The sequence below is a fragment of the Micromonospora pattaloongensis genome, assembly GCF_900107255.1.
Classification (GTDB): domain Bacteria; phylum Actinomycetota; class Actinomycetes; order Mycobacteriales; family Micromonosporaceae; genus Micromonospora_I; species Micromonospora_I pattaloongensis.
In genome coordinates this window covers 122,368-141,830 of record NZ_FNPH01000002.1, presented here as the reverse complement: position 1 = coordinate 141,830, position 19,463 = coordinate 122,368, and the positions used below count along the sequence as shown (strand labels likewise).

Sequence of the window (19,463 nt, the reverse complement as noted above, 5' to 3'; positions counted from 1 at the left end):
CCGCCTGAGCATCGAGGCGACTCGGCGCCCGCATCGTACCGACGATGCGGGCGCCGATCGATGATCGTAGAGTTCTCGCACCCGCACGGGTGATCGACCGGCCGGGACGCGCGGCCCATCGGCGCTGGTCAACGGCGGCATACGTCGCAATATGACGAGAAAGTGATGTACTGCTGGGAATTGAGGGTGGTTAGCGTTACGGGCCTGACGGCGCAGAAGCCCGATACCCGGGCCAATGCGCGCAGAGTGTTCCTTACCCCCCACCGAAGGGACCGTCAATGCGCCCCCGCAAGATCGCATCCGCCGCGGCAGCCACGCTGTTCGCCGCGGGCATCGTGGCCGCGTTCCACCAGCCGGCCACGGCCGCCCCGACCACCGACCCGGCCGCCGGCGTCTCGGCCGAGGTGCTCTCGGCCATGCAGCGCGACCTCGGCCTCACCGCCGACCAGGCCAAGGCCCGGCTCCGCAGCGACTTCGCCGCCGCCAAGACCGAGCAGACCATGCGCGGCAGCCTCGGCAGCCGCTTCGGCGGCGCGTGGATCCGCCCCGACGGCACCCTCGCCGTCGCGGTGACCGACGCGGCCTCCGCCGCCAAGGTCCGCGCCGCCGGCGCGACCCCCACCGTCGTGAGCCGCAGCGAGGCCGCGCTCAACGCCATCAAGGACACCCTGGACGCGCGGACCGCGCCGAAGTCGGTGACCGGCTGGTACGTCGACGTCGCCACCAACACCGTCGTCGTCGAGGCCGTCAAGGGCGGCGAGGCCGCGGCCAAGACGTTCGCGGCGGGCACCGGCGACGCCGTCCGGGTCGCCGTCGTCAACGACACCCCGCAGACCTACTACAACTTCTACGGTGGCGACGCCTACTACATCGGCAGCGGGCGCTGCTCGGTCGGCTTCGCCGTCAGCGGTGGCTTCGTCACCGCCGGCCACTGCGGCAGCACCGGCCAGGCGGTCAGCGGCAGCAACCGGGTCGCGATGGGCAGCTTCGCCGGCTCGTCCTTCCCGGGCAACGACTACGCCTGGGTCCGCACCAACTCCAGCTGGGTCGGTCAGGGCTCGGTCAACCAGTACAACGGCTACGCCGTCGCGGTGAAGGGCTCCTCGGAGGCCGCCGTCGGCGCGTCGGTCTGCCGCTCCGGCTCCACCACCGGCTGGCGCTGCGGCTCCATCCAGTCCAAGAACCAGTCCGTCTCGTACTCCCAGGGCACGGTCAGCGGTCTGACCCGGACCAACGCCTGCGCCGAGCCGGGCGACTCGGGCGGCTCGTGGATCTCGGGCAACCAGGCCCAGGGCGTCACCTCCGGCGGCTCGGGCAACTGCTCCTCCGGCGGCACCACCTACTTCCAGCCGGTCAACGAGATCCTCGGGGCGTACGGCCTGCGCCTCACGACCTCCTGACATCCCCCCGGTAAGCGATGGGGCCGGCGGCAACGCCGGCCCCATCGTCCGTGTTGTAGATGAGGAATCTGTCAGGCTGGCTCCCATATCGCGGCGTCGTGAGCGAAGACAACCCGCTTGGGATCGAAGGCCAACAGCCGTTCCATCCACGCTGGGGCCAACGGTAAGGGTTGGCTGTGACCCAGAGCTTTGGCCGAGGCAGCGAGTGCATCAGCACTCCACCCAGAGGCGGTGTCGTGCGACTGCCCGGCCAGCACAACCGTGCCGTCCTCGCACTTCACCACCAGTGACTGGTGCCCGTCGACGTGCCCCGGAGTGGGGATCACATGCACGCCTGGCCGGATCTCCGCCTCGCCGTCCAACAGGTCATACCTACTGCCGCGGTAGTCGATGAGGTGGTCCATCGTGTAGTTACCCCTGCGGGCATCCTCAAGTTCCTGGCGCTGACACATCACGGGCCTACCCGGCAGCATCGGGTTGCCACCGCAGTGATCGAAGTGCAAATGGCAGTTCACCACGACGTCGACTTCGTCCAATGTGACGCCGACGCCGCCGAGCGCCTCGGGAAGCGCGATGCGGCGTGGTCGGTACCGGTCCTCTGTCTCGCTGTCCCCGACGCCAACTCCGGTGTCGAGAAGGACGAGGCCCGCCTCGTGTCGGATGAGGTACCCGTACACCGCTTCGACTCGCGGATGCCCCGTCCCGGTTTCTTGCGCGGGCCGCACGAACGTTCCGAGCAAGACGCGATGGATGTCCTGCGTACGCATCTCCGCACCGTAGCGCCGGAGGGACCACGCGACCATCCCACGGACGGCGCCCGGGTGCGGTGTCGCGGTCCCGCACCTTCCGGCCCGCGATCCGGTACCCGGCCCGACCTGTGCGGCTCGCCGCCGATACCCGGCGTGCTCCTACCCCGGCGGCCTGGGTGGGCTCAGCCAGGCGAGCGGTTGTCCCGTCAGGGCGGCGTCGGCGAGGCGGTGCGCTGACGCGGTTCTCAGCGATGCGCGTGAGCTGTCGACCCAGCGTTGGGTGCCGTCGATGCCCTGGTGGCGGTACTCCACCGCCTGCACAAGGCACTCCAGCTTGTCGGCGTCGCGGGCCACCACGGCTTCAAGGGTTTCACCCGCTTCGTACTCGGCGACGGCGCTGGCGATTGTTTCGGCGACGACCGGCGGGCAGTCGGCGACCTGGTCGGCGGTGATGGCCGTGTTCGGTGCGGCGGTGAGGTAGCGCTTTGCGATGTGGGGAATATCGGTGATCCGGGTTTCCTGGGTGTCGTGCAGGACGCACATCATCGCCACGCGTCCTGGGTCCGCGCCTTCCATTGCCGCGAGCATCATGCCGATGAGCGCAGTCCGGAACGAGTGCTCTGCGATTGATTCCGGGTTCTTGATGCCGGCGAACCACCAGCCCGTGCGTGCTGCTCGTTTCAGCACGCCAGCTTCGAAGATGAAGCTCATCGCGCCTACGGCGTCCTGGTCGTCGCTCATCTACCCGTCCCTGTGCCGGTGAGCCCGTGGCTACGCAGGCGGTAAACGATAGACGTCGTTCCCGCCGTGACTGCTCGGATAGGTCGCGATTGGCGGCTTCGCCGGCTCAACCGGGTGCGCGAGCGGCGGGCTACGTTGTCAGCGGCAGCGCAAAATTCGGATCTACTGTTACTCGGCGACGAACACGCCCACGCCCGGCAGGGTCTCCGTCATTCCTTTGATCCGCAGCACCTGCATGGCGCGATCAATCACCGGCTCGGTGACGCCGTACTGCTCGATGAGTTCTCGTCGGCTGGGTAGCTTGGCGCCGGGCGCGAACTCGCCTGACGCGATGCGTTCGGCGAGGTCGTCGGCGATCTGTTCGTAGCGGTAACGCGGCGGCACGGTGCTCTCCTCGGTTGGCAATCCGAGTAGACCACCTTCCTCATCCCTTGACTACCCAACGCTACCTATGGGACGTTGAGAAGGAGGTCGATCCCCTCGGTTGGCGCTGGCGGGTGAGTCCTCATCGGCGTGGGTGTCCGGGCCGGTCGCGTTCGGGCATCCACGTCGATCAGCTGCGGCGATAGGGGCTGCCAATGCTCGCGTCGGACCGGCCGCCGGATCGGGCGAAGTCCTGATGAGGCACGTCTCGTACGAGGAGTACCTGGTCGCGGTGGCGCTGACGCTGGCGCGTCGCCATCGGCCGGTGTGGTCGTGGCGGAAGTGGCGGCGGGTCTGCCGCTGCGGGAACGAGCTGCCGTGCCGTGCGCGGCATCGCATCCCGATCAACCGGGGCCACTGGCCGAAGGCAGGGGAGTAGCGGTGAGCGAGCATCCGGAGGCGGTGATCCTGGCGGGACACGTCCGAGGCGTGGACGACATGTGCACGGGCTGCCGCGCCTGGTGGGCGCGGCTGACGCCGTACCCGTGCTGGCAGGTGGAGTGGGCGATCAGCCGGCACGCGCGGACCACGACGGCACGATTCCTCGGCGGCGCGCGGTGACCACCCACGGCCCGGTCGCGCCGCTCTGGCGCTGCGGCGGCTGCGACGCACCGTGGCCCTGTCCGACGCGGAAGCGCGAGCTGCGCGCGGAGTTCGACGGTGCCCCGGTCTCGCTCGCGCTCTACATGGGCGCCTACCTCGTCTGGGCCGCCGAAGACCTGGTCTGGCTCCCGGCCGGGCGGCTCCACCAACGCTTCGTCGGTTGGGTTCGGTGAGCGATCGAAGGCGCGCGTCCAGCGCGGCCATCGACGTACGTAAGTCTCACTTTCCGTGGCCGTTCGGTCGATTGCGCGCTGGTCAAACATGATCCGGGATGCCCGCGTGCGGCCGGTCGCCGATTACTCATTGCGTGACCGTTGTCGATGCGAGGAGTGTGGCCTACGACCGTAAGTCACCTCACGACACGGGGGAAAATCGTGCGTGCCTTACCGGGTTTCCGGCTGTCCTGCCATGCCCTTGCCCTGCTCATGGCCGTATCGATGGTGCTGGTGGTGCTGCCGCGCGCGGCCCACGCGGCGCCGCCGGTCGCACAGCCGGGCCGCGGCCCGGTGGAGCGGCCGCTGCCGGACTCGGCGAAGCCCCGCCACGGGCTGCCACCGGGGGTGACCGCGCCCGCGGTGCCGCCGTCGGTGAAGGCGGCGGGTAAACCGCAGGCCGTCGCCAGGCGCTCCGCGCGCACGACGGTGAGCACCGACGACACCCCGAACGCCGCCTCGGACCCGGTGCTGCGCTCCGGGTTCATGTTGGGCGACACGTCGCTGGTCGCCTACTTTGACGGGGACTTCGACCGGAACGACCCGCAGTCGTGGGCCCGCTGGTACGCCACGGTCACCGACGTGGAGGCGAAGACCGAGCAGCGCTCGGTCGATCTCGGCCACGGCGACGTGACGGAGTGCTTCCAGCAGGACCGGCGGCTGTGCCGCAGCTTCGGTGCGGCCGAGGGCTGGGCGCTGGACCCGGCGCGGCAGTACACGGTGACGGTGACCGTGGTGCAGCCGGACGGCTCCGAGGTGGTCTCAACGCCGTCGAACCCGGCGGGGCCCCGCGTCACGGACACCCCGCCGGCGCTGCCGACCGGTCAGGCGATCGGCTGCGGCTGCCCGACCGTGCTGGGTCAGACGCTGTCCGGGCAGGCGATGCGTGGTGCCGGCGTCAACACCGGCACCGGGACGTACTCGCGCACCGAGCGCGACTTCGTGATGGCCTCGTACGGCATCCCGTTCAACGCCTCCCGCTACTACTCCTCGGGCAACCCGACGGCCGGGATGTTCGGGCCGGGCTGGACCTGGACGTACGACGCGCGGGTGGTGGCCGGCGACGACGGCGCGGTGCGGGTGCGCGCCGAGGACGCCTCGGAGGCGGTCTTCACCCGCAACGGCGACGGCTCGTACCGGGCGCCGGTCGGCATCCGGTCGAAGCTGTCCGCCGTGGACGGCGGCTGGCAGCTGGTGACCCCGGATCAGCGGACGCTGCGCTTCGACGCCCAGGGGCGGCTGACGAGCATCAAGAACGCCCGCGGGCACGGCGTGACGCTGGCGTACGGCGGCGACGGGCTGCTGGAGACCGTCACCGACGCCTCGGGGCGGGTGGCGAAGATCGAGTGGCGCCGCGACCTCCGGCTGATCTACAAGATCTCGTTGCCGGACCGCCGGTGGGTGCAGTTCGACTACTCGGGCGGCCGGCTGGCGAAGACGCAGGACCCGCGTGGCTTCGTCACGGCATACCAGTACGACACCTCCGGCCGGATGACCAGGGTCATCGACGCGCGCGGCAACTTCGCGATCCGCAACACCTACGGCGCGGACGGCCGGGTGACCGCGCAGACCGACCCCGAGGGCGGCGTCACGAAGTTCACGTGGGACGCCGGCAAGCAGGAGGCGACCACCACCGACCCGGACAACGTGGCCGTGGTCGACGGCTACCGCGACAACGTGCTGCTCTACTCGCGCAACGCCAACCAGGACGTGGTCAACCACCGCTACGACAAGGGGCTGCGGCGCAACCTCGTCGTCGACCCGAAGGGCAACCAGGAGGAGACCCGGCACGACGACGCCGGCAACCCGGTGCAGCGGCGCGCGCCGGAACCGTTCGCGTTCACGACGGCGAGCAGCTTCGACGAGCGCAACAACCTGACGGCGTACCAGGACGGCCGCGGCAACACCTGGGTGTACGAGTTCAACGAGTACAACGAGATGGTCGCGCAGCGGAACCCGAAGCAGCCGCAGAACAAGGGCTACCGCTACAGCTACGACGACAAGGGCCGCGTCGTCACCCGCACCGACCCGCGGGACAAGGTAACCCGCTACGAGTACGACCAGCACGGCAACCGCACGGCGGAGATCTCGCCGACCGGGCGGCGTACCGAGATGACGTACGACCTGACGGGTCGGATGACCTCGGTGGTGGACCCCCGCGGCACGATCCCGAACGGCAACCGCGACGCCTACCGCACCCGCTTCGGCTACGACCAGCAGAACCGGATCACCCAGGTGTGGCAGCCGGGCAAGCTCACCCCGTCGCGCACCACCTACGACGAGCTGGGCAACCCGGTGGTCATCACCGACCCGCTGTCCAACTCGTCGCGGGCCACGTACGACAAGAACAGCCGGGTGATAGAGGTCAAGGACCCGGTCGGCAACGTCACGCGGCAGACCTACACCCCGGGTGGCCGCAACGCGTCGGTCACCGACGGCGAGGGCAACACCGTCAGCTGGACCTACGACGAGCAGGGCCGCTCCAAGACCGAGACGTCGCCGCGCGGCAACGCGGACCCGGCGAACAAGGGCAGATACACGACGGTCTTCTACTACGACCACAACGGCAACATGATCCGCGCCGACCGCCCGTACGGGACCAACGGGCAGCGGGTGCAGATCGACACCGGTTTCGACGCGCTGGACCGGCCGACCGAGCAGCGCGACCAGTTCAACGTGCCGACCCGGGTCGGGTACGACAACAACGGCAACGTCGTCGGGATGACGAACGAGAACGGGGAGAAGCTCACCCACTCGTTCGACGAGGCCAACCGGCGCACCGGATCCGGCGGCGCGGGAGTGCCGGCGAAGATCGAGTACGACGATGCCGGCAACCCGACCAGGCAGACCACCCCGACCGGTGGCGTGATCACGTGGCAGTACGACGACGACGGCCGCCCCGTCGCCATCACCGAGCCGCGCGGCAACGTCTCCGGCGCCAACCCCGCCGACTACACCACCCGCTACGCGTACGACCCGGCCGGAAACCTGGAGTCGGTGACCGACGCGCTCGGCAATGTCACCCGGACCAGCTACGACGCGATCAACCGGGTGACGTCGCAGACCGACGCGAACAACAAGAGCACCCGGTACACCTACGACGCGGCCGACCGGCTGCAGGCGGTGCTCGGGCCGGACGCGAGCAACGTCCTGCAGGCGACGCGGTACGACTACAACGCCAACGGGCAGCCCATCAAGGTCACCGACCCGCTGCAGCACACCACGAGCATGGAGTACGACCGGGCCCGTCGCCTGGTCGTCTCCACCGACCCGCTCGGCCGGCGGCGTGAGCTCGTCTACGACGCCGACTCGAACCTGGTGGAGCAGGTCACGGCGCGGATCGGCCCGGAGTGGCCGGATCCGACGCGCCCGAAGCGGACGATCTCCTTCGGGTACGACAACCTCGGCCGGCTGACCAGCAAGCAACTCGGCCAGGGTGGCGTCACCTACACGTACGGCTACGACGCCAAGAACCGGCTCGTCTCCGCCGCCGACCCGTCCGGGACGCAGGAGCGCGCCTACGACGCGACGGGCCGGCTGGTCGAGGTCACGCGCGGCGACGAGAAGTTCGGCTACACCTACGACGAACTCGACCGGGTCACCGCCCGTACCTACCCGGACGGCACCCGGATCAACGCCGACTACGACGACGGCAACCGCGTCACCGCGCTGACCGCGAGCAAGGGTGGCAGCTCCGCCCGGTACGGCTTCGACTACGACGTCGCGGACAACCTCAAGAAGATCACCTACCCGCAGTCCACCGGGCTGGTGCAGAACCGCGACTACGACCGCGCCGGGCGGCTCACCAGCGTCGCCTCCACCCAGGGCGAACAGGTGGTGTCCGCCTTCGATCTGACCCTCGACCCGGTCGGCAACCCCACCAAGGTCACCTCCCGGCGCGGCGAGGCCGGCCAGCCGACCATCACCGAGACCACGGCGTACGACTACGACGCGGCGAACCGCCTCACCTCGGCGTGCTACGGAGCGCAGACCTGTGACGGTGAGGCGGCGGAGCGGATCGACTACACGTACGACCTGGTCGGCAACCGTAAGACCCAGCGGAAGAAGGCGCCGGGGGAGAACACCCTCACCACCTACACGTACGACGCGGCGGACCAGCTCCAGACCGAGCTGACGGTCGGCTCCCGCTCGTCGCTGCGCACCTTCGACTACGACCTCGAGGGCAACCAGACCCGCGCCGGCACCGACCGGTACACCTACGCCCTCGACCACACGATGACGTCGGCGACCGTCGACGGCCGCAGGACGACGTACACCTACGACGCGATCGGCAACCGCATCGCCGCCGTCTCCGGCGGCGGGGCCGACGAGGTCCGCCAGACCTGGAGCTGGGACGTCAACGCCGGGATGCCGATGCTGGCGGTGGACTCGCAGTCCAGCGCGGCGGGGACGACGCAGCGGTCGTTCCTGTACGACCCGTCCGGCACCCCGCTGGCGCTGCTCACCCCGAGCGGCGACGCCCAGACCGCGCACTCGTACACGCATGACTGGCTCGGCGGGGTCTCCGCGGTGGTGGCGCCGAACGGCACGCGGGAGTGGGCGTACGACTACGACCCGTTCGGGGTGGCCCGCGGCGAGGGCCTGACCGACGGCGGGAAGAAGCTCACCGACGACGCGCCGGCCAACCCGATGCAGTTCGCGGGCGGCTACCACGACACCAGCCAGGGCGACCGCTACCAGCTGCGGGCCCGAAACTACGACCCCGACACCGGCCGCTTCGACGCCCGGGACCCGGCCGCGGCACCCGCGGCGCAACCGGCGATCTCGTCGTACGCCTACGCGAACAACCGCCCCGGCGTACTGACCGACCCGACCGGGATGCGACCGATCCCGGAGGACTACGACAGCACCCCGACCTCGACGCCGGCCGATCCGACCGCGACGACCGGTCCGGGCGGCAATGAGCAGTGCACCGCGGACGGCCAGCCGGACTGCGAGTCGAACCCCGAGTACGACAGCGCGAAGAAGCTCGTCGACGAGGCCGAGGGGTTCATCAAGCAGATCGCGGACGAGATCATCAACCTGATCCTCGACCTGGTCGGGTTCAACGACGCCAAGAAGTGCGTCACCGAGGGCGACATTGTCGCCTGCATCTCCACCGCGCTGCAGGCGGTGCCGTGGGGCAAGTTGTTCAAGGCCGCCAAGGTCATGATCAAGGCCATCGGCGTGGGCCGTCGGCTGATCGAGGCGTACAGCAAGCTGAAGTCGGCCAGGAACGCGCTGAGCAGCATCCCGCGCTGGGTGAAGAAGGCCGGCAAGACCGCGCAGGAGGCCGAGGAGAGCGCCAAGTACAAGAAGGCGGTCGAGGCCTCGGCGGGCGGGGCGAAGAAGACCGGCGCGGAGGCCAAACAGACCACCAAGAAGGCGACCGAAGGGGCCAAGCAGCAGCAGAAGAAGCAGGCCGACGAGGGCGCCGAGAGCTGTCGGATCGCGAAGGGCAGGGAGCTCACCAACTCGTTCCTGCCCGGCACCGAGGTCCGGATGGGTGACGGCAGCACCAAGCGGATCGAGCAGGTGCGGGCCGGCGACAGCGTCCTGGCCACCAACGCCGAGACCGGCGTGACCGAGCCCGAGCAGGTCACCGCGACCGTCGAGGGTTCGGGCGAGAAGAACCTCGTCGACCTGACCCTGGTCGGATCCGGCGCCGGAGGCGGCGGCCCGCCCGCGAAGGTCACCGCCACCGACGGGCACAAGTTCTACTCACCCGAGCGCGGCTGGGTCCCGGCCACCCAGCTCGAGGTCGGCGATCAGCTGCGCGACAGTGACGGCAACGCGGTCGCGGTCGCCGGGATCGAGCGCCACACCCGCGACGCCATCGTCCACAACCTCTCGGTCAACGACATCCACACGTACTACGTGCTCGCAGGCACAACGCCGGTGCTCGTACACAACTGCCGTGACGGTCTCCTGCATCCTGGTCGAAATGGCGCGGATGATAGTCCTCAGGACTGGATTCCCATGAGTTCATGGACGAGGAACGGTGCGAATCTGGCGGAGGGAAACCATCATTTCGTGGTCATGCCAGATAAGTCAGTTCGGACTTTCCATGAAAGTCTCTGGGAGATCGCGCCGGGCGCTGGTCACACCAGCCTCTCGCGGGGTAAGGGTGTACTAGCCGCTGGTACGTTCGACGTGGGCCCGGGTGGAGTGATCAATCGATTCGACAACTTCTCAGGGCACTATCGGCCAGGCGCCTCCACTGAAGGCATAATACGTGATGCCTTTGGTCGGAATGGGTTCGACCTGCGGAATGCGCAATGGGATCCGTTCGAATTCAGCTAGCTGTTGGCATGATTGTTCCGGGCTAGATGCCTGCGGGGCCGCTGAAATGCATCCAGGTCGATGCGTCAGCGGCCCCGCGGGCTATGGCGCCAGTTTTCTCGCCACGGTGGCGGATTGCTAAACCTTAAGAGGTGCCGCCGCGATGTTCTCGGGTTTCGTCTCTGAGAGCTTTGGCGGATTGGACTAATAGCCTGACCTCTGGGGGAGTCAAGAAGCTGGCAGCAGCAACGAGTTGGCCTATCTCTGCGGTCGCAGGGTATGGCTCGCGCGCGACCGTTTCGGAATCTACGGAAAGGCCCGCAATGACAAATAGGTCGGCTGTGTCTAACTGCAGTACGGGCGCAAGATCCCGAACGATAGCGTGCGTTGGCTGAAGCTTACCCGTAAGTAGTTGATTGACAGTCGACTCGGCCCGACCAGAAGCTCGGCTGACGGCTCTTGCTGATAGTCGACGGTTCTGCATAAGGCCATCAAGAACCCTAGCGAAATCGGCGCTCATTATTGAATTCTATACAGGTTCGACGTCCATCCGCGCGCCAGCCTCGAGTGCGGTCGTGTCGCGAAGGTGTGCGCCGACGGGCCTGGCGGTGCGCGTCGGTTGCTGTCACGGCTGATGTGAACGGATCAGACATATGCAAGATCGTCGATTTTGCTGGTCGAGGGCCTTGCTGAGGAGGTGGCGGCAGCCGGACAACCCGCCGCCAAACGTGTTCGCGCCCAGCGTCACATCGGCGTCGGTCGGGTCGCCGCCGGGCGTGGGCTGGTGCAGACTGTCCGCCGTGAACAGCCCCTCCGGATCCGAGGTCCCGCGGGCGGCGCGTTCCGCCGTCGTGGTCAACCCGGCCAAGGTCGCCGATGTTTCCCGGCTGCGACGGGTGGTGGAGAAGGCGCTCGCGGCCGCGGGCTGGCCGGCCCCGATGTGGTTCGAGACGACGGTCGCCGACCCGGGCGCCGGCCAGACGCGACGCGCCGTCGAGGCGGGCGTCGAGGTCGTCTTCGTCTGCGGCGGCGACGGCACCGTCATGTCGTGCGTCAGCGCCCTGGTCGGCACCGACGTGGCGCTGGCCGTGCTGCCGCAGGGGACCGGCAACCTGCTGGCCGCGAACCTCGGCCTCTCCACCGACCCGGTCGAGGCGGTCGAGGTCGCCGTCGAGCAGGGGCGCCGGCGCCTCGACGTGGGTGTGGTCGGGGACCGCTACTTCACGGTGATGGCGGGGATGGGCTTCGACGCGCAGATGCTCGCCGCCACGTCCGAGGCGACCAAGGCGCGGATCGGCTGGCCGGCGTACGTGATCGGCGCGGTGCGGCACCTGCGCGACCGGCCGATGCGGGTCTCGATCCGGATCGACGACCGGCGACCGGTGCGCCGGCGGGCCCGCACCGTCCTGGTCGCCAACGTCGGCCGGCTCCAGGGCGGGGTGCGGCTGCTGCCCGACGCCGAGCCCGACGACGGCTACCTCGACGTCGCGGTGCTCACCCCGCGGACCCTGCGGCACTGGTTCTCGCTCGGCTGGGCGGTGCTGCTGCGCCGGCGCCGGGTGCCGCGGATGGAGGTGTTCCGTGGCCGGCATGTGGAGATAACCAGCCGGCGGCCGCAGCCGTGCGAGCTCGACGGCGACCTGATCGGGCGCGGCCGGACGCTCCGCGTCGACGTGCGACCGCAAGCGCTGTGGCTCTGCGTGCCGCAGCCCGAGGCGGCGCCCGACCTGAGCGTGGACGCCGAGGCGGCGCGCCGGCGCGGCCGGGAACGCGTCGACGAACTGGGGGAGGAGCGGTCGTGAGCAGCACCCGGATGGTGCCGGAGACGCGGCTGATGGCCGACCAGGAGCTCTCCGCGGACGATGCCTGGCACACGCTGCGCCGGCACGGCGGCTGGCACCTGCTGCGCGACGCGTTCGTCCGGTTCCGCTACGGCGACGGCTTCAGCCACGCCCGCGCGCTGGCGCTGCAGCTCTGCCTCGCGGTGGTGCCGTTCCTGATCGCGTTGACCGGGCTGACCGGCAAGCTCGGCGCGGAACGCGGCGGACGGATCGTCGCCGACACCGTCCTGGCGATCACTCCCGGTTCGAGCGCCGAGATGGTGCGCGAGCTGCTGACCGACTCCGAGCACACGGAACGGGTCAGCGAGGTGGCGCTCGCCCTGGGTCTGATCACCGGGCTGGTCGCGCTCACCACCGCGATGGCGCAGATCGAGCGCGGCGCCAACCGCATCTACGGCGTGGAACGTGACCGGCCCGCGCTCTGGAAGTACCTGCGCGCCACGGTCCTGGCGCTGGTCGCCGGGGTGCCGGCGCTGACCGGCTTCCTCGCGCTGGTCGCCGGGCGGGCGCTCGGTGACTCGGTGCAGCGGCAGTACGCGTGGGGATCGATCGCCGGGGCCGGCTGGAACGTGCTGCGCTGGCCCCTGAGCCTCGGCCTGACCGTGCTGGCGGTGGCGGTGATCTTCCGGCACACGCCGCGCCGCCGCCAACCGGGGCTGTCCTGGCTGCTCTTCGGGGCCGCCATCGCGTTGGCGCTGTGGTGGTTGGCCAGCCTCGGGCTCGCCGCGTACGTGCGGTTCAGCGACGCCTTCGGGCAGACCTACGGGGCGCTGACCGGGCTGATGGCGCTGCTGCTCTGGGCCAACCTCACCGGCATCGCGCTCTTCTTCGGGCTGGCGTTCGCGGCCCAGCTGGAGGCGCTGCGGGTGGGGGTGCCGGAGCCGGCGCAGCCGGACCGTTGGGAGCCGGCGGACCAACAGCCCGAAGAGCCGCCGGCGGGGGCGGCGCGCGCCGCGGCGGCCAGCGGCGGCGTGTAGGCGTCCCCCGTTCGGGGTATCGGCCACGCCAACCGGGACGCGGAGGTGTGGTGTGGTCGGTACGGACGAACGGGTGCTGCGGCGACCGGCGGCGCACTTCACCGAGCGCGCGCTCGTCGGTCTGCTGGTCGTGGCGGGGGCCGGGACGGCCTTCGGCGCCCTGCTGATGCTGGTGCGGTTCCACTTCACGCCGCTGTACGCCATCGACCAGGGCGTCGCGGACCGGCTCAACCGGCTCGTCTCCCCGCACGGCGACCTGGTCACGGTGCTGGAGGCGGTGACCCGGCTCGGCGGGCGGCCGATCATGCTGTGGTTGGTCGCGGCGGCCGTGGTCGGGCTGTTCATCCGCCGGCAGCCGCGGCTCGCGGTCTACCTCATCGTCACCGGCGTTGGCGCGCTGCTGCTCGACCCGTCGCTGAAGCTCCTGGTCGGACGGTTGCGGCCGGTGGTGGAGGTGCCGGTCGCGCACGCCCCCGGCAACAGCTTCCCCAGTGGACACGCGCTCGGCTCGATCGTCACGTACGGCGCGCTGCTCCTGGTCTTCCTGCCGCTGCTGCGCGGGTGGTCGCGCCGGGCCGCCGTCGCGCTCGCCGCCACGGTGGTCGTCGCGGTCGGCGTCACCCGGATCGCGCTGGGTGTGCATTTCGTCTCCGACGTGCTCGGCGGCTGGCTGCTCGGCGCCGCCTGGCTCGGCGTCACGGCGTACGCCTTCCGGCTGTGGCGGCGGGAGGTGGGCCGGCCGGTGCCGCCGATCACCGAGGGGCTGGAGCCGGAGGCGGCGCGGGATCTCGTGCCGGCTCCGGACGAGGACGGCATCGTGGAGCGCCCCCGGGCCGCCATCGCGGAGCTGCTCACCGGCTGGGTGCTGATCTTCGGCGTGCTCTTCGGCTTCGGCATGCTGGTCAGCTACCACGCCGACGGGACCTTCGTGGCGACGCTGGACGCCGTCGTGCCGCGCTGGCTGGCCGAGCAGCGCACCCCGTCGCTCGACGAGGTCAGCTGGTATTGGAGCAAGGCCGGCGACACGCACGCGATCCTGTTCGTGTCGTTGGTCGCCTGTCCGCTGATGCTCGCGCTGTGGCGGCGGTGGCGGCCGGTGCTGTTCCTGGTGCTGGCCATGTTCGGCGAGCTGAGCCTCTTCCTGGCCACCGCCCGGGCCGTCGACCGGCCGCGCCCGCCGGTGGAGCACCTCGACGGCAAGCTGCCGACCGCGGCGTTCCCGTCCGGCCACATCGCCGCCACCATGTGCCTCTACGTGGCGCTCGCCGTGCTGGTGATGGGACACACCAACCGGTGGTGGCGGTGGCTGACCGTCGCCGCGGCGGTCGTCATGCCGGTCGGGGTCGCGCTGTCCCGGATGTACCGGGGCATGCACCACCCGAGCGACTTCGCCGGCGCCGCGCTGCTCACCGCCATGCTGATCGGTCTGCTCTGGTGGGTGATCCGCCCCAACGCCGACCGCGCCCCCGACGAACTCCCCGCCCCGGCCGCCGGGGACGACCGGCCGGCGGAGCCGGTTGCCGCCGGCGCCGAGCGCGAGCGGGTCGTCGCCGCGCGGCGGTGAGGCGGAGGCGGTCGCGGTGAAGGTGATGACCTACAACATCAAGACCGGCGGGCGGGACGGCGACGGCCGCTCCCGGCTGGACGAGATCATCGCGGTGATCGACGACCAGCGCCCCGACGTGCTCGCGCTGCAGGAGCTGCGCGGGTTCGGCCGGCGCGGGCTGCTGGACCGGTTCGCGCGGGCGCTCGGGATGACGCCGTACCTGGCCCGCTCCTGGGTCGGTCAATCCGTCGCCGTGCTGCTCCGGCCCCCCGGCGAGGCGCTGTCGGCCGGCCCGATCCGCGGGCCGTTCCTGCACGCGGCGGCCCGGGTCGTCGTCGACACCGACCGCGGGCCGCTCGTGGTCGTCGGCACCCACCTCGACCCGTTCCGCGGACGCCGTCGGCTGCGCGAGGCGCGCTGGATCGCCGCGCGGCTGCGGCGGGACCGGATGGCGCTGCTGATGGGCGACCTCAACTCGCTGGACCCGTGGACGGACCACGCGGAGCGGATCGAACGGCTCTCCGCCCGGTACCGGTCGCGGCACATGCTCCCCGGCCCGACCGACACGGTGGACACCCGGGCGGTGGCCGAGCTGGAGCGCGCCGGCCTCGTCGATCTGTTCCGGCACGCGCCCGGTGGCGGCAGGGAGCACACCGCGCCGACCACCGAGGGCGGCGGTCACGAGTTCTCCGGAATGCGGCTGGACTACATCCTGGGCACCCCGGCGGTGGCGAAGCTGGCCCGGGCATGCCGGGTCGTCGAGGGCGGCGCGGCGGAACGCGCCTCGGACCACTATCCGGTTGTGGCGGAACTCGACCTCTCGTTCCGGCCCGGACGGCGGTAGTCGCCCCGCGGCCCGACGACGACACCCTCGGTCCGGTCGATATGACGCTGCGGCATTTTTATGACTCTCCGGCATATCTCCGGACTCGATCGTGTCCCCGCGCCCGCCGGCCCACGACACGATCGCGCGGGGATAACCGTTTTGTCCCGGCGGGGCGGCCGGGAGAGGATCGACTCGTGGAACCACCCGAGATGATCAACGCCGGTGGCCTGGTGCTGAAGCGCTGGGAGCCGGCGTGGGCAGCGGCGCTCGTCGAGGTCGTCCGCGCGTCCCTGCCCGAGCTCAACCGCTTCATGCCGTGGGCCCACCAGGGGTACGGCGTCGAGGACGCGGACGCCTTCCTGACGACCTCGGCGAGCGACTGGGAGCGCGGAACCGCCTTCAACTACGCGGTCTTCACCGCGATCGGCGAGCTCGTCGGCGCCGCCAGCCTGATGACCCGGATGGGGCCGGGCGTGCTGGAGATCGGCTACTGGATCCACAGCGCGCACACCGGCCAGGGCTACGCGACCGCCGCCGCGCGCACGCTGGCCAGCCTCGCGCGCTCCCTGCCCGGCGTCGACCGGGTCGCGCTGCGCCACGACGCCGCCAACGCCGGCTCCGCCGCGGTCGCCGGCAAGGCCGGCTTCGTCGAGGTCGACCGCTTCGCGCGCAGTGTCGAGGCGCCGGGGGAGTCCGGCGTGGCGGTGCTGCGCGAGTGGCGGTGACGGCAGACCCACGACGGCGCCGCTACAGCTCCCGCAGCCGCGGCAGCAGCTGGTCGCGCGCCCAGTCCAGGAACATCTCCTGACCCTGGCCGCCCACCTGCACCAGCGCCAGGTGCGTGAAGCCCGCGTCCGCGTACTTCTTGAACGCCTCGACGTGCTGCTCGATGTCCGGCCCGCACGGCACGAGCTGGGCCACGTCCTCCTCGCGCACGAACTGCGTCGCGCTGGCGAACGAGTCCGGGCCGGGCAGTTCCGCGTTCACCTTCCAGCCCAGCCCCGTCCAGCGGAACTGGTCGTGCACGATCTTGCGGCATTCGGCCTCGTCCGGGCCGTAGCAGATCGGCAGCTGGCCGTAGCGCGGCTTGCCCGCCCCGCCCGCCCGGTCGAAGAGCTCCAGCAGCTCCGGCTTCGGCTCCACCGCGATCACCGCGTCGGCGTACTCGCCGGCCAGCTCGCACGAGGACGGCCCGGAGACCGCCACCGCCATCGGCACCGGCCGCTCCGGCCGGTCCCACAGGTACGCCTCCGGCACCTCGAAGTGGTCGCCCGAGTACGTCACCGTGTCCCCGTCCAGCAGCGGCCGGATGATCTGCAGCGCCTCCTCGAACATGTCGTGGCGCTGCTGCACGTGCGGCCAGTCGCCGACCACGTGCTCGTTGAGGTTCTCTCCGGCGCCGAGCCCGAGGGTGAACCGGCCGTCGGCCAGCAGCGCGACGGTCGAGGCCTTCTGCGCCACCACCGCCGGGTGGTAGCGCCGGATCGGGCAGGTCACGAACGACATCAGCTCGATGCGCGAGGTGGCGTGCGCGGCCGCGCCGAGCACCGACCAGGCGTACGGGGCGTGTCCCTGGGAGTCGAGCCACGGGTAGTAGTGGTCGGAGATGACCGCGAGGTCGAAACCGGCCTCCTCGGCCCGGACCGCGTAGTCGACCAGCTCCTTGGGGCCGCTCTGCTCCGTCATCAGGGTGTAGCCCACCGTCACCATGGTCAATCTCCTCGATATCGGCTACCCCTGCCATTTCCGCGCCGACGCGCGTCAAACCTCCCGTCTCGCCCGACCGCCACCCCCGACGGCGACGACGCGGGTTCCGCGTCGACCGGCGCGCCCGCTAGCGTGTCGAACCATGGCCATGTCTCGACGGGCGGCCGCGGCGCTCGCCCCGATGATCGCGACCGTGCTTCTCGCGGCGCCCGCCGGCGCCACCCCGGGGGCGCCCGGCGCGCCGGGCGTGGGCGACGACTACTTCCCGGCGGCCGGCAACGGCGGGTACGACGTCCGGCACTACGGGCTCGACCTGCGTTACGAGCCGACCAGCCGGGCCTTGCGCGGCGTCGCCGTGATCAGCGCCCGCGCCACCCGGGCGCTGTCGACGTTCAACCTCGACCTGCGCGGCTTCACGGTCCGCGCGGTGACCGTCGACGGCCGGCCCGCCGGCTTCGCCCGCGACGGCCAGGAGCTGCGGATCTCGCCGCACGGCGGCCTGCGCCGGGGAGAGCCCTTCACGGTGACGGTCCGCTACGACGGGACCACCGGTCGCCCGACCGACGTCAGCGGCGCGCTCTACGGCTGGGTCTCCACACCGGACGGCGCGTTCGTCGCCAACGAGCCCGACGGCGCCCCCACCTGGTACCCGGTCAACGACCACCCCACCGACAAGGCCAGCTACGACTTCACGATCACCGTCCCGGAGGGCAAGACCGCGGTCGCCAACGGCGAGCTGGTGGCCAAGCGGACCGCCCGCGGCTGGACCACCTGGGTGTGGCACGCCCCTGACCCGATGGCCAGCTACCTGTCCACCGCCGCGGTGGGCGACTACGACCTGCGCTGGTCGAAGGGGCCGCGGGCGCTGCCGATCATCGACGCCGTCGACCGCGACCTCGGCGTCGACGCCACCGCCGGCCTCGCCCGCACGGCCGAGATGATCACGTACTTCAGTGATCTCTTCGGCCCGTACCCGTTCTCGTCGTACGGCGCGATCGTCGACGACGACACCGAGGCCGGCTACGCGCTGGAGACGCAGACCCGGCCCATCTACTCCGGCCCGCCGCGCGAGTCCACCGTCGCGCACGAGCTCGCACACCAGTGGTTCGGCAACAGCGTCAGCCCGGCCCGGTGGCAGGAGATCTGGCTGAACGAGGGCTTCGCCACGTACGCCGAGTGGTTGTGGACCGAGCACACGGGGGGTCAGACCGCCGCCGCGCGGTTCGCCGCCCTCTACGCGCGCCCCGCCAGCACCGGCTTCTGGAACCCGCCGCCGGGCGACCCGGGCGCCATCGACCTCTTCGCCGGCTCCGTCTACACCAAGGGCGCGATGACGCTGCACGCGTTGCGGGAAAAGATCGGCGACCGGACGTTCTTCGCCCTGCTGCGGGCCTGGCACACCGCGCACCGCGGCGGGACGGCGGACACCGGCGAGTTCGTTCGGCTCGCCGAGCGGCTCTCGGGACGCGACCTGGGCGCGTTCTTCGACACCTGGCTCTACACCCCCGGCAAGCCGACGTCCTGGTAGCCCGGCACGACACGAGGAGCACCGCATGGAGCAGACCCCCAGCGCGCCCAGCCCCGCCGGCGCGCCGCCCGCCGACGCGCCCGGGTCGACGCCGCCGTCGGCACCGCCCGGCGGCCGCCCGCCCGCTCCGGTCGCGGCGACCGCCTGGCTCGCCTACCTCGGCGGCGCGGCGTTGCTGGCGCTGGTGGTCATCGGCATGGCGACGGTGAACGCGGACGCGGGGACGAGCCGGCTCGTGGTCGGCGGCTGCGCGCTGTCCTTCGGGCTGTTCTTCGCCGCGCTCTACTACATCGCGGGTCGGTCGCTGGTGAAGTGGGGGAATGCGCAGAGCCTCCGCATGCTGGCCGGTCTCCCGCTGCTGATCGGCGGGGCTGGTCTGGTCAACGGCGTACGCCGGTTCTCCGCCGACAACGTCGGCCTGCTGATCGGCTTCGCGGCGCTCCTGGCGTACGGCGTGCTGTTGATCGTGCTGCCGCGGCTCGGCGGCGGCCCGACCTGGCTGGCCGCGCGGCGGCAGTGGGCCGCCGCGGAGAAACAGCGCCGGGTCGCCGAGGTGACCCGGCGCTTCGGCGGCGTCTGACCGCGACGACTCCCGGTCCGGCCGGTGGCGACCGGCTAGGGTGCTAGT

The 19,463-nt window shown here is 70.9% G+C and carries 17 protein-coding genes; 12 read left to right on the top strand and 5 right to left on the bottom strand.

Translation table 11 applies throughout. The features are described 5' to 3' along the window. The first annotated feature begins 278 nt into the window (after window positions 1-278). The gene (locus tag BLW47_RS06620) at window positions 279-1,400 is read left to right on the top strand and encodes a S1 family peptidase (protein ID WP_091552923.1); all 1,122 of its coding nucleotides are present in this window, start codon (window positions 279-281) and stop codon (window positions 1,398-1,400) included. Between the two features lie 71 nt (window positions 1,401-1,471). Here the strand turns inward: BLW47_RS06620 and BLW47_RS06615 are convergent, their stop codons facing one another. The 3 genes from BLW47_RS06615 to BLW47_RS06605 form a co-directional block, all read right to left on the bottom strand. Beyond that, window positions 1,472-2,167, bottom strand: a complete 696-nt coding sequence (locus BLW47_RS06615) for an N-acyl homoserine lactonase family protein (protein ID WP_091554560.1) — start codon at window positions 2,165-2,167, stop codon at window positions 1,472-1,474. A 141-nt stretch (window positions 2,168-2,308) separates the two neighbouring features. Continuing rightward, a complete protein-coding gene (locus BLW47_RS06610) occupies window positions 2,309-2,890 on the bottom strand; it encodes an HD domain-containing protein (RefSeq protein ID WP_091552921.1) in 582 nt (193 codons plus the stop codon). A gap of 168 nt (window positions 2,891-3,058) precedes the next feature. Beyond that, window positions 3,059-3,274: a winged helix-turn-helix domain-containing protein gene (locus BLW47_RS06605; RefSeq protein ID WP_175543525.1), complete on the bottom strand. Its 216-nt coding sequence runs from the start codon at window positions 3,272-3,274 to the stop codon at window positions 3,059-3,061. 235 nt (window positions 3,275-3,509) lie between these two features. Between BLW47_RS06605 and BLW47_RS26010 the strand changes: the two genes are divergently transcribed. The 4 genes from BLW47_RS26010 (at window position 3,510) to BLW47_RS06590 (ending at window position 10,431) form a co-directional block, all read left to right on the top strand. Then, on the top strand, window positions 3,510-3,692 hold the full coding sequence (locus tag BLW47_RS26010; RefSeq protein WP_245736479.1) for a hypothetical protein: 183 nt from the start codon (window positions 3,510-3,512) through the stop codon (window positions 3,690-3,692). 2 nt (window positions 3,693-3,694) lie between these two features. Then, a complete protein-coding gene (locus BLW47_RS26005) occupies window positions 3,695-3,874 on the top strand; it encodes a hypothetical protein (RefSeq protein ID WP_245736476.1) in 180 nt (59 codons plus the stop codon). Beyond that, entirely contained in the window at window positions 3,871-4,089 is a 219-nt protein-coding gene (locus BLW47_RS06595; RefSeq protein ID WP_091552916.1) for a hypothetical protein, read from the top strand. The genes BLW47_RS26005 and BLW47_RS06595 overlap by 4 nt, the downstream gene beginning before the upstream one ends. Window positions 4,090-4,341: 252 nt before the next feature. Then, window positions 4,342-10,431, top strand: a complete 6,090-nt coding sequence (locus tag BLW47_RS06590; RefSeq protein WP_245736474.1) for a polymorphic toxin-type HINT domain-containing protein — start codon at window positions 4,342-4,344, stop codon at window positions 10,429-10,431. A gap of 124 nt (window positions 10,432-10,555) precedes the next feature. Here BLW47_RS06590 and BLW47_RS26000 read toward each other — a convergent pair whose 3' ends face one another. Then, the gene (locus tag BLW47_RS26000; protein ID WP_091552912.1) at window positions 10,556-10,930 is read right to left on the bottom strand and encodes a helix-turn-helix domain-containing protein; all 375 of its coding nucleotides are present in this window, start codon (window positions 10,928-10,930) and stop codon (window positions 10,556-10,558) included. Window positions 10,931-11,210: 280 nt separating this feature from the next. Here BLW47_RS26000 and BLW47_RS06580 point away from each other — a divergent pair, with 280 nt between their 5' ends. From BLW47_RS06580 to BLW47_RS06560, 5 genes are all read left to right on the top strand, one after another. Further along, window positions 11,211-12,212 (top strand): diacylglycerol/lipid kinase family protein, encoded by a 1,002-nt coding sequence (locus BLW47_RS06580; protein ID WP_245736473.1) that lies wholly within the window; start codon window positions 11,211-11,213, stop codon window positions 12,210-12,212. Next, window positions 12,209-13,228 carry a YihY/virulence factor BrkB family protein gene (locus BLW47_RS06575; RefSeq protein ID WP_091552907.1) on the top strand — a complete coding sequence of 340 codons (1,020 nt, stop codon included), beginning with the start codon at window positions 12,209-12,211 and terminating at the stop codon, window positions 13,226-13,228. Before BLW47_RS06580 ends, BLW47_RS06575 begins: the two co-directional genes overlap by 4 nt. A 52-nt stretch (window positions 13,229-13,280) precedes the next feature. Further along, window positions 13,281-14,792 carry a phosphatase PAP2 family protein gene (locus tag BLW47_RS06570; protein WP_245736471.1) on the top strand — a complete coding sequence of 504 codons (1,512 nt, stop codon included), beginning with the start codon at window positions 13,281-13,283 and terminating at the stop codon, window positions 14,790-14,792. A 25-nt stretch (window positions 14,793-14,817) separates the two neighbouring features. Beyond that, window positions 14,818-15,618 carry an endonuclease/exonuclease/phosphatase family protein gene (locus BLW47_RS06565; RefSeq protein ID WP_091554555.1) on the top strand — a complete coding sequence of 267 codons (801 nt, stop codon included), beginning with the start codon at window positions 14,818-14,820 and terminating at the stop codon, window positions 15,616-15,618. Between the two features lie 176 nt (window positions 15,619-15,794). Further along, window positions 15,795-16,325 (top strand): GNAT family N-acetyltransferase, encoded by a 531-nt coding sequence (locus tag BLW47_RS06560; protein WP_091552905.1) that lies wholly within the window; start codon window positions 15,795-15,797, stop codon window positions 16,323-16,325. A gap of 22 nt (window positions 16,326-16,347) precedes the next feature. On the opposite strand, the gene BLW47_RS06555 is transcribed toward BLW47_RS06560, so the two are convergent. Beyond that, the gene (locus BLW47_RS06555; protein WP_091552903.1) at window positions 16,348-17,310 is read right to left on the bottom strand and encodes a TIGR03557 family F420-dependent LLM class oxidoreductase; all 963 of its coding nucleotides are present in this window, start codon (window positions 17,308-17,310) and stop codon (window positions 16,348-16,350) included. A 139-nt stretch (window positions 17,311-17,449) separates the two neighbouring features. Between BLW47_RS06555 and BLW47_RS06550 the strand changes: the two genes are divergently transcribed. Both BLW47_RS06550 and BLW47_RS06545 read left to right on the top strand, forming a co-directional pair. Continuing rightward, complete coding sequence (locus BLW47_RS06550; protein WP_091552900.1) at window positions 17,450-18,835, top strand: M1 family metallopeptidase; 1,386 nt, start codon at window positions 17,450-17,452, stop codon at window positions 18,833-18,835. A gap of 25 nt (window positions 18,836-18,860) precedes the next feature. Beyond that, window positions 18,861-19,415, top strand: coding sequence for a hypothetical protein (locus BLW47_RS06545; protein WP_091552898.1), 555 nt, complete (start codon window positions 18,861-18,863; stop codon window positions 19,413-19,415). Window positions 19,416-19,463 lie beyond the last annotated feature (48 nt).

Coding starts and splice junctions, on each gene's coding strand:
- BLW47_RS06565 (WP_091554555.1), top strand. CDS start 14,818: ATGACCTACAACATCAAGACCGGCGGGCGGGACGGCGACGGCCGCTCC.
- BLW47_RS26000 (WP_091552912.1), bottom strand. CDS start 10,930: ATGAGCGCCGATTTCGCTAGGGTTCTTGATGGCCTTATGCAGAACCGT.
- BLW47_RS06620 (WP_091552923.1), top strand. CDS start 279: ATGCGCCCCCGCAAGATCGCATCCGCCGCGGCAGCCACGCTGTTCGCC.
- BLW47_RS06590 (WP_245736474.1), top strand. CDS start 4,342: ATGGCCGTATCGATGGTGCTGGTGGTGCTGCCGCGCGCGGCCCACGCG.
- BLW47_RS06545 (WP_091552898.1), top strand. CDS start 18,861: ATGGAGCAGACCCCCAGCGCGCCCAGCCCCGCCGGCGCGCCGCCCGCC.
- BLW47_RS06555 (WP_091552903.1), bottom strand. CDS start 17,310: ATGGTGACGGTGGGCTACACCCTGATGACGGAGCAGAGCGGCCCCAAG.
- BLW47_RS06615 (WP_091554560.1), bottom strand. CDS start 2,167: ATGCGTACGCAGGACATCCATCGCGTCTTGCTCGGAACGTTCGTGCGG.
- BLW47_RS06550 (WP_091552900.1), top strand. CDS start 17,450: ATGGCCATGTCTCGACGGGCGGCCGCGGCGCTCGCCCCGATGATCGCG.
- BLW47_RS26010 (WP_245736479.1), top strand. CDS start 3,510: ATGAGGCACGTCTCGTACGAGGAGTACCTGGTCGCGGTGGCGCTGACG.
- BLW47_RS06610 (WP_091552921.1), bottom strand. CDS start 2,890: ATGAGCGACGACCAGGACGCCGTAGGCGCGATGAGCTTCATCTTCGAA.